This window comes from Psychrobacter sp. UBA3068 (assembly GCF_002366815.1).
Classification (GTDB): Bacteria; Pseudomonadota; Gammaproteobacteria; order Pseudomonadales; family Moraxellaceae; genus Psychrobacter; species Psychrobacter namhaensis.
This window is the reverse complement of record NZ_DFBY01000035.1, coordinates 23,454-37,387: the sequence shown is the minus strand read 5'-3', so window position 1 is coordinate 37,387 and position 13,934 is coordinate 23,454. Positions and strand designations below refer to the sequence as shown.

14 protein-coding genes and 1 pseudogene are annotated in these 13,934 nt (G+C 43.5%); 7 read left to right on the top strand and 8 right to left on the bottom strand.

What is annotated here, in order from left to right:
* The 4 genes from dnaX to B2P60_RS08730 form a co-directional block, all read right to left on the bottom strand.
* A partial coding sequence (gene dnaX / locus B2P60_RS08745; protein WP_286740802.1) for a DNA polymerase III subunit gamma/tau occupies positions 1-1,343 on the bottom strand: 1,343 nt, incomplete at its 3' end.
* 158 nt (positions 1,344-1,501) lie between these two features.
* On the bottom strand, positions 1,502-3,040 hold the full coding sequence (gene lysS / locus B2P60_RS08740) for a lysine--tRNA ligase (RefSeq protein ID WP_198333606.1): 1,539 nt from the start codon (positions 3,038-3,040) through the stop codon (positions 1,502-1,504).
* A gap of 134 nt (positions 3,041-3,174) precedes the next feature.
* The gene (prfA, locus tag B2P60_RS08735) at positions 3,175-4,266 is read right to left on the bottom strand and encodes a peptide chain release factor 1 (protein ID WP_193004804.1); all 1,092 of its coding nucleotides are present in this window, start codon (positions 4,264-4,266) and stop codon (positions 3,175-3,177) included.
* 255 nt (positions 4,267-4,521) lie between these two features.
* Positions 4,522-5,667, bottom strand: a complete 1,146-nt coding sequence (locus tag B2P60_RS08730; RefSeq protein ID WP_193004803.1) for a beta-ketoacyl-ACP synthase III — start codon at positions 5,665-5,667, stop codon at positions 4,522-4,524.
* Between the two features lie 308 nt (positions 5,668-5,975).
* Here B2P60_RS08730 and pnuC point away from each other — a divergent pair, with 308 nt between their 5' ends.
* Genes pnuC through B2P60_RS08715 form a run of 3 tightly spaced genes read left to right on the top strand, consistent with a single transcriptional unit; the run spans position 5,976 to position 7,865 of the window.
* Positions 5,976-6,737: a nicotinamide riboside transporter PnuC gene (gene pnuC, locus B2P60_RS08725; RefSeq protein ID WP_230710117.1), complete on the top strand. Its 762-nt coding sequence runs from the start codon at positions 5,976-5,978 to the stop codon at positions 6,735-6,737.
* Entirely contained in the window at positions 6,688-7,299 is a 612-nt protein-coding gene (locus B2P60_RS08720) for an ATP-binding protein (protein WP_286740800.1), read from the top strand. Before pnuC ends, B2P60_RS08720 begins: the two co-directional genes overlap by 50 nt.
* Positions 7,300-7,340: 41 nt before the next feature.
* Positions 7,341-7,865, top strand: a complete 525-nt coding sequence (locus tag B2P60_RS08715; RefSeq protein ID WP_193004800.1) for a TIGR00645 family protein — start codon at positions 7,341-7,343, stop codon at positions 7,863-7,865.
* 37 nt (positions 7,866-7,902) lie between these two features.
* On the opposite strand, the gene B2P60_RS08710 is transcribed toward B2P60_RS08715, so the two are convergent.
* Positions 7,903-8,586: a DUF421 domain-containing protein gene (locus tag B2P60_RS08710; protein WP_286740799.1), complete on the bottom strand. Its 684-nt coding sequence runs from the start codon at positions 8,584-8,586 to the stop codon at positions 7,903-7,905.
* Between the two features lie 473 nt (positions 8,587-9,059).
* On the opposite strand from B2P60_RS08710, the gene B2P60_RS08705 reads away from it, so the two are divergent.
* Positions 9,060-9,992, top strand: a complete 933-nt coding sequence (locus tag B2P60_RS08705) for a DMT family transporter (protein ID WP_286740798.1) — start codon at positions 9,060-9,062, stop codon at positions 9,990-9,992.
* On the opposite strand, the gene B2P60_RS08700 is transcribed toward B2P60_RS08705, so the two are convergent.
* From B2P60_RS08700 to B2P60_RS08690, 3 genes are all read right to left on the bottom strand, one after another.
* On the bottom strand, positions 9,986-10,414 hold the full coding sequence (locus B2P60_RS08700) for a BLUF domain-containing protein (protein ID WP_230710125.1): 429 nt from the start codon (positions 10,412-10,414) through the stop codon (positions 9,986-9,988). The two genes, B2P60_RS08705 and B2P60_RS08700, sit on opposite strands and share 7 nt — an antisense overlap.
* 39 nt (positions 10,415-10,453) lie before the next feature.
* Complete coding sequence (locus tag B2P60_RS08695; RefSeq protein ID WP_286740797.1) at positions 10,454-10,981, bottom strand: BLUF domain-containing protein; 528 nt, start codon at positions 10,979-10,981, stop codon at positions 10,454-10,456.
* Between the two features lie 395 nt (positions 10,982-11,376).
* Positions 11,377-12,312: a LysR family transcriptional regulator gene (locus tag B2P60_RS08690; protein ID WP_286740795.1), complete on the bottom strand. Its 936-nt coding sequence runs from the start codon at positions 12,310-12,312 to the stop codon at positions 11,377-11,379.
* A gap of 97 nt (positions 12,313-12,409) precedes the next feature.
* Between B2P60_RS08690 and B2P60_RS08685 the strand changes: the two genes are divergently transcribed.
* The 3 genes and pseudogenes from B2P60_RS08685 to B2P60_RS08675 all read left to right on the top strand — a co-directional run.
* A complete protein-coding gene (locus tag B2P60_RS08685; RefSeq protein ID WP_193004794.1) occupies positions 12,410-12,844 on the top strand; it encodes a DMT family transporter in 435 nt (144 codons plus the stop codon).
* 5 nt (positions 12,845-12,849) lie between these two features.
* Positions 12,850-13,314, top strand: a complete 465-nt coding sequence (locus B2P60_RS08680) for a DMT family transporter (RefSeq protein ID WP_230710130.1) — start codon at positions 12,850-12,852, stop codon at positions 13,312-13,314.
* Positions 13,315-13,681: 367 nt separating this feature from the next.
* Positions 13,682-13,934, top strand: a pseudogene (locus tag B2P60_RS08675) (hypothetical protein); the annotation flags it as partial.

The window sequence follows — 13,934 nt, the reverse complement described above, 5'->3', positions numbered from 1 at the left end:
GGCTCAACAACTGGTTCAGGCTCATGGCTATAAATCTGATCTACACTTAATTCATTATCATCGTAGTCGTCACGTTTCAGCACTTCATTGCTTTGCCCTTGATAATCAACATCATAAGGCTGTAGTGGTGGCACTGAAGCGGCGTGCGCCTTGTCGCTTGACGACTGAGTAGAAGAGCGGCTTTCTATCGCGGGTGCTTTTGAAGAGGACTTAGGACTATCATAGGTACTACTTAACACTTCATCGACAGGCAGCGGACGGAAAGCCAATAGGCGTAAGATACACATCTCAAGCGCTTGCATGGGCGTACTGGCAAGCTTAACGCCTTCACGCGCTTGTACGACGATCTCATAATAGAGTTGCAACACGTCTGGACTGATGTGCTGAGCGAGTGCATTGATATCTTGTGCCTGCGCCTCATTCACATTTAAAGCAACTTCAGGTAATAGTTGAGTCAATGCTAATTGATGTAGTAGCTCAGCGAGGCCATCGAACATACTGGTGGCATCAACCATCTGCGCACGCATTTGCTCAACATGGGCGGCGACGGCAGATTTGTCATGATTATAGATGTCTGTGATCAAGCTAACCAAGTCAGCCGCATCAATCAAACCAAGCATCGCATTGACGGTGGCATCATCAAGCGCCCCTTGACCAAAAGCGATCGCCTGATCTGTTAATGACAGAGCGTCCCGTACTGAGCCTTTGGCCGCACTTGCCAGCTGCCAAAGTGCTGGCTGAGTGTAAGTCACTTGCTCTTGGGTCAGGATATTGGCCAAATGCTCACTAAGTAGCGTTTGCGGTAGCGGACGCAGCACGAACTGCAGGCAGCGAGAGATAATGGTAATTGGCAATTTTTGTGGATCCGTCGTCGCCAGCAAAAATTTCACATGCTCAGGCGGCTCTTCTAGCGTTTTAAGTAGCGCATTAAAGCTATGGGTCGAGAGCATGTGTACCTCATCGATGAGGTACACCTTGTAACGACCTTGGCTTGGCGCATAAGGAACATTATCTAATAGCTCACGAGTGTCTTCGACTTTGGTACGGGAAGCGGCATCAATCTCAATAAGATCAATAAAGCGCCCCTGATCGATGGCCACACAGTTATCACACACCCCACAAGGGGTACTAGTAATGCCTGTATCACAGTTCAAACACTTAGATAAAATGCGCGCAATCGTCGTCTTACCCACGCCGCGCGTCCCTGTAAAGAGGTAGGCATGATGCAGACGATTATAGTCAATCGCATTGATCAACGCTTGGGAGACATGCGTTTGCCCAATCAACTCATGAAAGTTTTTGGGGCGGTATTTGCGAGCTAAAACTTGATATTGCTGCGACATAGCTATCCATTGTGCCAAGTAGTTAGAGTGCTTATTTTGAATACTATTTTTCGATATTTATTATAGCAAAAAGCCAGCGCATTCGTCTGGCTTCTTACTGTTTCGACAAGCGATTGTCTTATATTCACTAAGCGATTTTGATTAAAGCCGATGAATCATTAATCAATTTTACGGCGCATATGTGGGAATAAGATCACATCACGAATACTGGCCGAGTCAGTCAATAGCATCACTAAGCGGTCGATACCAATACCCTCACCTGCGGTTGGTGGTAAACCATAAGACAAGGCTTCGATATACTCTTCATCGAAGTGCATGGCTTCATCATCACCAGCATCTTTTTCAGCAACCTGCCCACGGAAGCGTTCTGCTTGATCCGCTGGGTCATTAAGCTCACTAAAGCCATTGGCCAATTCGCGACCGCCGATAAATAACTCAAACCGATCGGTGATTTCAGGGTTGTCATCACTACGGCGTGCCAGTGGTGAGGTTTCTGCTGGATACTCAGTAATGAAGGTGGGCTGACGTAATTGATGTTCAGCGGTTTCTTCAAAAATAATGGTTTGTAATTTGCCCACACCAAACACATCTTTCACTTGCTGCTTAAGTGTCGTTGACGCGTATTCTGCTAGATACTCACGATCATTGATACGTGCCATATCGAAATTTTCGGCATATTTTGCAATCGCATCAGACATAGACAGACGGGCAAAAGGCGCTTTTAGACTAATGGCTTCTTCTTGATAGGTAATCTCTGTCGTGCCCAAAATATCTATCGCCAACTCATTAAATAAGCGTTCAGTCAAATCCATCAAGTCATGATAGTCAGCATACGCTTGATAAAACTCAATCATAGTAAATTCAGGGTTATGACGCGTTGACACCCCTTCATTACGGAAACTACGGTTAATCTCAAATACTTTCTCAAAACCCCCAACGACCAAACGCTTGAGATAAAGCTCAGGCGCAATACGTAAATACAGCGGCATATCTAAGGCGTTATGATGGGTCACAAACGGACGCGCCACCGCGCCACCTGGGATAGGATGCATCATTGGCGTTTCGACTTCCATGAAGCGCTCATTAAGCATAAATTTACGGATACCGCTGATGACTTGACTGCGAATCATAAACGTATCACGCGTCGTCTCATTGGTCATCAAATCCAGATGACGATTGCGATAGCGTGCTTCTACATCGGCGAGGCCATGGAACTTATTTGGCATTGGGCGTAGTGATTTGGTTAGCAGAGTGATCTCTTCAATATGTACATATAGGTCCCCTTTTCCTGAGCGACCGATATAACCTGACACCCCAACAATATCACCCAAATCTAGTGATTTAATACTGGCCCGTGTTTCATCATCCAGCTCTTTACGGGCAACATACAACTGAATGCGGCCCGTCATGTCTTGAATCACAATGAATGATCCACGGTTGAGCATGACTCGTCCTGCCACATTGACCTGTGTCTTTTCCCCGTTAGCCACTTTCTCTTCAATTTCTTGTTTTGAGATACCATCAAATGCCGTTTGCAAATCTTTTGCATAATCAGTGCGTTTAAATGTATTCGGATACGGCTGTTTGCCTGAAGCACTGATATCGTCTAGCTTGGCTTGTAGCTGCGCAATCAGCTCGTTAGCGTCTTCTAGTGGGGTTTGATCTTGGTTCTGATTTTGATTGTTGTGCTTTGACATAACACTCTCAATATTATTGGGTAATTAAAGGGATAAACGAAAATAGAAAAATTAAATCAGTGCTTATTATTAGAAAAACAGCGGTAAAAACGTAGAGACCTTTGGAAAAGTACAAATTTTTGTAGGGCTAGATTCTAGTCACCACCGCCAATACTGGCCATCAAATCCGCCTGATGCTCACGCAACAACGCATCAAGAATCTCATCCAAATCGCCTTCCATAATAGAATCAAGCTTATATAACGTGAGATTAATACGGTGATCAGTCATGCGCCCTTGTGGGAAATTGTAGGTACGGATACGCTCACTACGGTCACCACTACCTACCAAGTCACGACGGATGGTATCTGCCGCATCCACCTGTGCTTGCACTTTGACTTGCTGGATCTTTGAAATCAGCATTTTCATGGCTTGTGCACGGTTTTTATGCTGGCTACGTTCTTGTTGACACTCTACCACGGTACCGGTTGGAATGTGGGTCAAACGTACCGCAGAATCCGTGGTATTGACATGCTGACCACCCGCACCGCTCGAGCGGAATGTATCAAAACGAATGTCTGCTGGGTTCAAATCCACTGTGTCATCAATCTCAACCTCAGGCATGACAGCAACCGTACAGGCTGACGTATGCACGCGACCTTGACTTTCAGTCTCTGGTACACGCTGCACACGGTGTACACCAGATTCAAACTTGAGACGACCATAGACGCTGTTACCTGACACACGGGTGATAATCTCTTTATAACCGCCATGCTCACCTTCACTGGCAGATAACACTTCTACCGTCCAACCTTGCGTCTGCGCGTACTTTTGGTACATGCGGAACAAGTCACCAGAGAAAATGGCGGCCTCATCGCCGCCTGTGCCTGCGCGAATCTCTAGAAACGCTGGCACTTTATCATTGGGGTCTTTTGGCAACATCATAAGATTGAGCGCCTCTTCCATCTCAATGATGGTATCACGGGCATTATCAATCTCATCGATCATCATCTCTTTCATGTCAGGATCTGTGGCATCAGACAGCATCGCTTCTGCATCGGCCTGATCCGTTTCTGCACGCACATAGTTTTGCCACAAAGTAGTGATATCCATCAAGTCACTATGCTCAACAGACAATTCACGGAATTTATTATTATCACTGATGACGCTAGGATCTGATAATAAGGCGGTGACCTCTTCATAACGGTCTACCATCTGGTCTAAACGCAGGCGTAAGGATTCTTTCATAAAAGGACTTTTAATTGGATGAGAGGAGTAAGACGGTGATTATAGCAAATTTTTTAGCTTAAATTAAAACCTCTGAGTAAACTTGCCATTATATTGGCAAGCTATATCGATTCTGAAATACTGCCACCGTATTCTCATCATTTAGTTTCTCTACAGTAACGCACTGAAAACACAACCATAAAAACGTGGCCATAAAAAAATAGCTAAGAATACTCTTAGCTATTTTAATGACGACAAAAAACTTAAGGTTAAACGCTACACCTTACGAACCAGCACCGAACCGATTGAGTAACCAGCACCAAATGAGCAAATAACCCCCAAATCACCTGACGCCAGCTCATCTTTATAGCGATGGAAGACAATCATTGGACTGGCTGAGCTGGTATTGGCGAATTCAGCAATAACGCTTGGGACAATGGCTTTATCCGCTTCCTTACCAACAACAGTACGCAGGATTAAATCTAACATATTGGCGTTGGCTTGATGTAGCCACATCATCTTAACATCGGACGTTGGTATGTCGTTTTCTTGCAAATGCTCGGTGATGACTTCTGACACTTTTGGACAGACTTCACGGAAGACTTTACGACCATTCTGCAAAAAAAGCTTATCAGTCACTGGTTCTTTGATATCAGGATACATCTCGGTCTGGGCCGCCAAAAACTCAGAACGATCCATAAAGCCATATTCGTTTTTGATATTGGTCGAAAACTGCGTGAACAGCTTAGAGTTGAGGATCTCATAACCCTTTGGCGTGTCCAGTTCTTCGACGATAGAAGCGGTGGCGACATCACCAAAAATGAAGTGGCTGTCACGATTGCGCCAGTTAAGATGGGCTGAAGTGATCTCAACATTGACCACAGCGACACGTTTGGCAAGACCAGAGACGATAGAGCCATGGGCTTGTGAAAGTCCAAAAGTCGCCGCACTACAAGCAACATTCATGTCATAAGCAAAACCGCCAATCATACCGATTTCATTTTGAATCTCAATCGCCACTGCAGGATACGTGCGCTGAAAATTTGAGCAGGCAAGAATAATGCCATCTAAATCATTGGCCTCAAGTCCAGCGTCTGCCAATGCGTCTTTTAACGCTGCAGCGCCCATTTCTGCCATGATAGACAGCTCTTCGCCCAAGTTACGGTAAGGAATAACTGGAGCCATAATCTCCGGATCTAAAATACCATCTTTTTCCATCACGTAACGTGATTTGATACCAGATACTTTTTCGATAAAGGCCGCTGATGATGGCTCAAGGGCAGTAACCGTCTCTGCTGCTATCTCATCAGCATGCTTTGCATTATAATTCTCAACATACTGGTTGAATGAATCTACCAACTCTTCATTACTGATGCTAAAGGGAGGGATATACAGGCCAGTGCCTGTGATACAAGTCGTCATGATAAGCTTCCTTGTCTACTACTATAGGGCTTGGGATAAGCATAAAAGTGAAAAATAACAGTCGTTCTTCTTCAGTGAATAACTGTAAACTTAAAATCAGTGCCTTTATTATGCCTGAATATAATTATTTTTCTAATACTTTGTTACAAATAATCTGTTTGTTGTGAAAAATAAGTAAAGACTGCCTCATTTTGGGGCATCTACGTTATAATTAGCGGTGGTTGACAGCAGCCTGAGTTCGAACACGTAACGTTCACTAAACGTTATGATCCACAAAACATAATCAATGCTCACATTTGGAAATGCTAATGGCAGAAGTTATTAACTGGTTGTTTGGTCAATACGCGGATTACCCCACTGTATTCATCGTACTTGAATTGGTTGCCGTGGTATTTGGCGTGGCAAGTGTCTTACTCGCCAGCAAGACCAATGTTTTAGTCTTTCCCGTAGGCTTAATCAGCACCGCTATCTTTGTTTACCTGCTATGGAAATGGCAGTTGTTTGGCGATATGTTTATCAACGCTTATTATACCATCATGAGTCTCTATGGTTGGGTGAATTGGTCGCAGAATAAGAAGAATAAAGCGTACAAAAAGTATCAGGATCACATAAACCCCACGGGCCAGCAACAACATGAGTCATTAAAAAGCACTGATGGCCACCACACGATTCAAGTTGAACGTTTAAGCATAAAAGATATGCCGACATTGGCCGCTCTAGCCACTGCGACTATCGCTTTTGTCGCCTCCGTTTATTACTTTCGTCCAGTGATTAATAACGGCTTTAATTTCGATGGCGCCGCACTCGGCCTGCATCTGTTTACGTGGGTTGACTATACCGATATGCTAACCACAGCGCTTTTTTTGATGGCGATGTGGCTCATGGCGAGGCGCAAAATTGAGCACTGGTTACTGTGGATCATCGCTGATGCGATCTCCGTTCCTTTGTACTTTTATAAAGGTCTGACATTTACGGCACTACAATACGTAATTTTTACTCTCATCGCAATTTGGGCTTATTATGAATGGCAACGCCGCTATCGCACCCAACCTCATACAGCATACGCCTAATTCCGTTATTACTGTCGCGGTATTAGGGGCAGAAAGTACTGGCAAGACCACGCTATGTCGCGACTTAGCCGCATACTTCGGTAGCCTGTGGGTACCAGAGTACATGCGTCTTTACCTACAAGCAAAGTGGGATGACAAGCAGCTCACTTGTACATGGGATGACCTTCTCCCTATCGCGCAAGGTCAGATAGCGCTAGAGAACGAACTGGCCAAACAAGTGGCTCAAATGCCAGATGAAAACCGTTACTTATTTTGTGATACCAGTTTGTTTGAGCTAATGGTGTATGCCAATTGGTACTACGATGATTGTCCCGACGCGTTAACCCTTGCCGCGTTAACCCATCATTATGATTTGATAATATTGACCGACATTGATACCCCGTGGGTCGCGGATGACTTGCGTGACAGTCCCCATCAGCGTGAAGAGATCAGTGCTTTTTTTGCCAGTCAGTTAACCGATCACCAACAGTCATTTTACTGTGTTGGCGGTGATAGAAGTGAGAGGGTGCAAAAAGTTGTTGAACGGCTTTCTAAAATGAATCAGTTACCCCGTGCTAAGTAGACGCTCCACCCTTTTACCTTCAACAACTTTAAGAGATGTCCATGCTAAAAAACCTTGAACGCTATCTAGAAAAAATGATATTCAATAGTCGCTGGATATTGGCCCCTTTTTATTTGGGTCTGGTTTTAGGGATTATTTTACTGTTTATCAAATTCGTCCAAAAACTATGGTATATGTTTGCTGATATCATCGTAGCCTCTGAAGCCAGTGTTATTGTGGATATACTGGTGCTGGTCGATATCTCATTGGTTGCCAGCTTGCTGCTTATTATTATCTTCAGTGGCTACGAGATTTTTGTCTCAAAAATTGATACGGGCACTCATGATGATCGCCCTAGCTGGATGGGGAAAGTTGATTTTTCTGGCCTAAAGCTAAAAGTCATCGGTGCCATCGTCGCTATTTCTGCTATTGATCTGTTAAAGTCATTTATGGACATAACGAGTAAAATGGGCGAAGTTGATGCTGACAAATTGATGTGGAAAGTGATTATTCACATGACTTTCGTAATATCTGGCTTGCTGTTTGCGGTCATGGATAAAGTGGTGGGCGATACCAAAAAGCACTAAGGCGACCCGCCACTTTATGACGCATTTACTCTATTTTCTATCTCACAATCTGACTGTTTAATGCCTTAGCCCAATTCTTACACTGATTCTCACAACGTACACAGAGCTGGTTGGGCTCAGAGATAGGCTCGACATAGCCACAGTACATGCACGCATAACAAACGCCTATTTCTATTTTTTCTACTGCTTGATACTGTTTGGGAAACAGTGGCAGACCATAGACCGTTTTTTTAGGTGGATACAGCAGCACACTAAAATTCCCATCTGTCTCTAACAATCCAGTCCGTACTTGACCTAGGTGCTCGACCCCTTGTTGGCGCATTTCAGCAAAAAACTCATCATGTGACATCTTACCCTTTTTGATCTTCTCAAGCACCAGCATGCCATCCTCGACAATATAAAGCGACTTCCCTTCCAAAAAATTTTCAATAGGCTGAAACTTCATCATTGCCCAAGTACACAGTCGATAAAGCAAGATAACGGTACTCATAATCAGTACCGCCTGAATAATAGGTAGATCCTCAGTAAACATGGGATCGCCTGCAATCGAACCCAGTGACAAAATGATAGTCAACTCAAAGATAGACAGTTGACGAACACCGCGCTTGCCGGTAAATCGTAAAAACGAAATAATGAGCACAAACATCACTGTGACGCGTATTAAGATTTCAACGGCAAACACCCAAGTCGTGTCATAAATAAAAATACTGGCCCAATCCATACTTCTATTTCCTATTTATCATTTTTGTCTGTGCTATTGCGTTTGGTACTAGGGGTTGCTTTGAGCATTCCGTCATCCCATCCTTCTTATCAAAAACCAGTTATGATTGGGTCAACTTAAGAGAAGATCTTTGCAGTCAATCCGGCAATATAGGTGTTGTTGTGAGACAATCAGTCACTGAGTTTTTAGCAGGACAGCTACCGTTCATTCAATAAAAGAAGCACACTTATTATAATGTACTTCTAGGAACGTCTTTTTTGCGTGCTGTGCCGTTACTAACAGTTGCTAACAGAGGCTGCAAAATTTTATCCTAGCAGCACTATATTTACTTTATAGTGGAGGAGTTATATCAGCTTTGCTCATAAGCAAGCTGCTTTGATAGCAGCAGCGCATCTGAAAAAGCAATGAGCGGTTCAAGGCCAGTTCTTGACCATTTTATTCGAAAAACTGCTTACCAATTGTAGGAATTATTTTTGAAAGCCACGTTTTATACCGTTATTGCGTTACTCGCCTTTGCCGCAAACTCTTTGTTTTGTAGGATGGCGTTGGCAGAGGGCTATATAGATGCATGGGGCTTTACTATTATTCGCCTAATGAGCGCCGCTGTTTGTTTGGGCGTTATCATGACGCTTCATGCCTACCGTTTGCGATCCCAAGCAGTAAAGTACAGTCATACCGACCGTGAGGCACTGTTAAACGATAAAGGCAGTTGGTTGAGTAGCTTCAGCCTAGTAGTGTACGCATTGTGCTTTTCGCTTGCCTACGTGGCGCTTGATACTGGTACGGGCGCGCTGATTTTGTTTTCGGCCGTTCAGCTCACCATGATCGGCTGGGGCATCTATAAAAAAGAGCAATTAAACCCATTGCAATGGCTGGCATTTTTTGTAGCTGTGGCAGGATTTATTTACTTAATGCTACCATCAGTGGCAGCACCTTCACTATTAGCAGCGACACTCATGGCGGTAAGCGGTGTGGCGTGGGGAGTATATAGCATACGCGGCAAGTCATGTATCTCTCCACTACGAGCCACCGGTTTTAACTTTTTCAGAAGCCTTGTCGCCGTTCCGATCCTGCTCATCGTGGGGATATATTTAAATAACACAGGCGTCACTAACAGTCATTTAGAGAGTATAACCACCAAAGGTATCGTACTGGCGTGTGCCTCAGGGGCGATCGCATCTGGTATGGGCTATAGTATCTGGTATACGGCAATGCCTTTATTAAAAAACACACAAGCCGCGATTGTACAACTGTGCGTGCCTGTGCTTGCCGCCTTACTAGGGGTGGTTTTTTTGTCTGAGCAACTCACTGTACCGTTTGTGGTGGCAAGTGCGATCATCTTAGGAGCCGTTTTGGTGTTTATTTTGAATAAAGACACACCAAAAGCATTCGACCCTCGTTACTGACTCAGCTCACTCATCAAACCCCGTACGGATTCGGCACTCAGTAAGTAGGGATTAAAATTGACAGTCGTCGAGTATTTAAGATAAAGCGCGGCATTTTCTTTGGTTGGAGAAGCATAATTCATCGCCCATCTAGACCACTCTCTACATCTCAATTCACGTGTTTCAATCAGCTGTAGATCATAATGCCGCTGATCGGCAATCAAAGCATCCAACAAATGATTGATCTGTGCTCTCGATCCTTCGATGGTTTGCAAAAAATAGTTGTTATTAAAAATCAGCATGCCAGTAATGGCGTTAACCGTATTATTTGCTTGTGCCTGTTGCAAAATTGCACTGAACTCTTCCGCTGACATATCTGGGTTTGCCCGGCTAACGTAGGTCATACTGACCAAAATATGGGGCTCCAAAGTAGTGTTCGTCATATCTCATCTCTCATATAAATTGTATTGAACCCAACCGCGTTATTGAAAACTAAGATCTGTTGTCGCAGATGTACGTTTTTCTTGAACTTCCGATAGTGTCTCAATGAAATTCACGATTTGTGTGGTGCTCATTAGATAAGGGTTAAAATCCTTACCCGCTGAAAATTTGCGCACATGTTCTGTATCGTGCTCACTTGGGGTTAAATGTTTCATTGACCACTGACTCCAGCGCCGCTGCTCAATCTCAGTACACTCAATAACTTGCAACGAAAAGTGCCGATCGTCTTTAACCAGCTTTCTTAACAGCTCGTTAATGACAGGTCTTGCCCCTTCAATGCTCTGGATAAAGTAGTCCTCATTGATGACTAAAGCGCCAGTAATTCCGTTACGCTCATTATTGCGCTGCGCCTGTGCAAGGATACGCGTCACTTCGATATTCTTATTATCGGGGTTATGACGGCTAATATAGGTCAAACGTAGGATGATACGCTCGCCTTGTTGCCTGTTTGAGGTTTGTTTTTCTGAAAGCTCAGCCAGCTCCATAGGATACTCCGATTGATTGGCCACACTTTGATTGCACAACACCGCCAAAGCACAGCTGTGATAAAAGTAACAAATTCAATATTCAAGCATTTTACAGCGCTCACTCAGCCCACATAGTAGGACGGCGCGGGTGGCGTTGTTTATTTGCTTCACACTGATTTAAAAAAAGTCCAAAATCGGTTTTGCCAATTTGACTTGTTAAACCAGAGGACGGCTTAACAAAGGTTATTCAATCATTTTTAATAAGTTTTTTATCTTTTTCAAGCACCTTACAGTAACACTGGTAAGTACCGTTATAGTTAGCCGCCCTGCTGACTGAGTGACTTATTGATAATTTTTATGTGTTTTTCTTCCCAAACACAACGCACGGCTACTACTGATGGTCATTAGCATACTTATCACTATCCAAATACACAGTTTTAAATAAGCTGCCAATACAGTGGCTCACCGTAAACCTGAGCGAAATAATCAATCAACGTTCTGACATTGAGAGAAACGTGGCGTGTATTAGGATAAATGGCGGCGATGTGTTGAGGCGTTGTTTTCACAGCGGCATTGTAATCAGGCAGTACCTTCACTAACGTGCCATCTTTTAGATGATCACCGATCAACCAATCCGGAAAAAGCACAATCCCCATGCCTTTGAGCGCGGACACTAGCAAAGATTCTGCATTATTGGACATCAGTAAAGCAGGTGCTAAGTAAGATGCCCATTCTTCATCTTTTGCCTGAAAGAGCCAGCGATTGGGTCCTGTTGAGCCTTTATAAACCAAACATTTATGATGCATTAAATCTGCTGGTGTTTGCAGTTTACCGTTTTTGTTTATGTACTCTGGGGAAGCGGCGAGATGATAGGTTTGCGTACCAAAAATACGCGCATGACAAGCCGAGTCATCCAATGTCCCGATCCGAAAAATGACGTCTGTTGCATAGTGATGCGGGTCAATAAAATCATCGGTCAACGTCAACTCTATCTGCAGTTTAGGATATTGGGTACTAAGCTGAGGTAGCCAAGGTGCGATGTGGCGTTGTCCAAAATAGACGGGTGCATTGATTCTTATTAGTCCTCCCGGTTCTAACGTTCTATCTTGAAGCGCCTTTTGTGCGGCATTCATACTCTCGGTCATGGAGTGTGCATAAATCATAAACACACGACCCGCTTCGGTAGGAATAACAGCGCGTGTATTACGATAAAAAAGCTGCTGCCCCAACGAGTCTTCCAACTGTTTGATGATACGTGACACTTTAGAAGCAGATACCCCTTCTTTTCGAGCCACCACCGAAAAGCTCTGGGCATTAAAAACGCTGATATAAAAAAGTAAGGTTTTTATGCTGATATTATCTACTGTGTTCATTTGTGCAACTTATGCAAAGGTGATTTCTACATTGTAGCGTTTTTTATGGGGAGAAGCTGTTGTAGACTACCCAGTCTTGCTTATTAGGGTTGTTTTCATGCAAATATTGTTAGTACTTATTGTTATTTTAGGAGGCATGGGATTGTCTGTGGAAGCAGGCTTACTTGGACCTTTAGGGAGTCAAGTTGGGGAGCTGTGGGCGACATTGAGTATTTTTGGTGTTGGGGCGGCTCTGACTTTCTTTTTAATGTTGTTTTTTAGTCCACGAGACAGCCCATCATTTTTCTCACAACCTCCCCTACTGCTAGTTGGTGGCATTTTAGGCCCTATTTACGTTGTGATATTAACGGTAGTGACACCCGTTATTGGGATCGCGATGACCATGATTGGCATTCTGGCTGGGCAAGTCTCTAAGAGCTTGATCATAGACCACTACGGTTTATTTGGAACCACTGAACGAAAAATAGACAATAAGAGAATTATTGCTTTATTTTTCATTATTGCGGCACTTTTTTTTATGGCTCAGGGGTAAAACACATGACACTTATATTGATGGTTATCCTAGCAATCATTGGCGGTGCGACCTTAAGTGTACAAGCAGCGTTAAATGGACGCCTTGGCGGCAACGTTGGCGTATTCAAAAGTGCGTTTCTCACTTTTTCTGTGGGCGCGGTAGTAACATCCTTGCTTATATTCTTCTTTGAACCCAATCATACTGTTACCTTAATGAATGTACCAAAATGGCAGCTGCTAGGGGCGCTGTGCGGCGTCCCTTATATTGTCATTATGGTGGTGGCAGTACAGCGTATCGGTACTGCTGTGGCAACCGTGGCAGTCATCTTTGGACAGCTGTGCATGAGCGTGCTAATCGATAATTTTGGCTGGTTAGGTAATGAAGCAATCCATCTATCAGGCAGTCGTATCAGTGCGTTAGTGTGTCTCGCAATTGCGCTTTACTTCATTCACTCTAGTAGTAAATCTATAGCACAAAACGCTCAATAGTATGGCCTATACTTACTGAGCCACTTAGTGGCAGGCTGAATAAAGATTCATCGCCTTTACCTAAGAACTGTTAAGAAAGGTCACATAATCCATTTAAAATAAAATAGCGCCTATGGCTTGCACAGTTATACGGTAGCACTTGCACCTGTCAATAAAAAACCATTTATTTCAAAAACTTAGTTATCCAACTATCAAGCATGACAGCAGTGGTAATTACTGACTTTTATATTTAACCTCTTAAATATAATGTCGAAAAACTAAGCTGTCGTCTCATATATTTACATTAATATACTGAATAAAAAAAGCGACTGGCTTAGTATCAAGTATCGACATCTTCCAATAAATAACATAAAGAGGGCTATAAGATATGTCAAATAATTCCCCAAATAATAACGTAGAGAATGAGTCAACAGAGACCCCTAACAACGATGCGGTAACGTCTGTAGAAGTTTTAAAAGGTGATGACGTCATTTCTGACGACGATTCTTCTAACACAGATGATAAGTCTAACAAAGACGATAAGTCTGACAAAGACAATAAGTCTGACAAAGACAATAAGTCTGACAAAGACAATAAGTCTGACAAAGATGATAAGCCTGATAAAGATGATAAGTCTGATA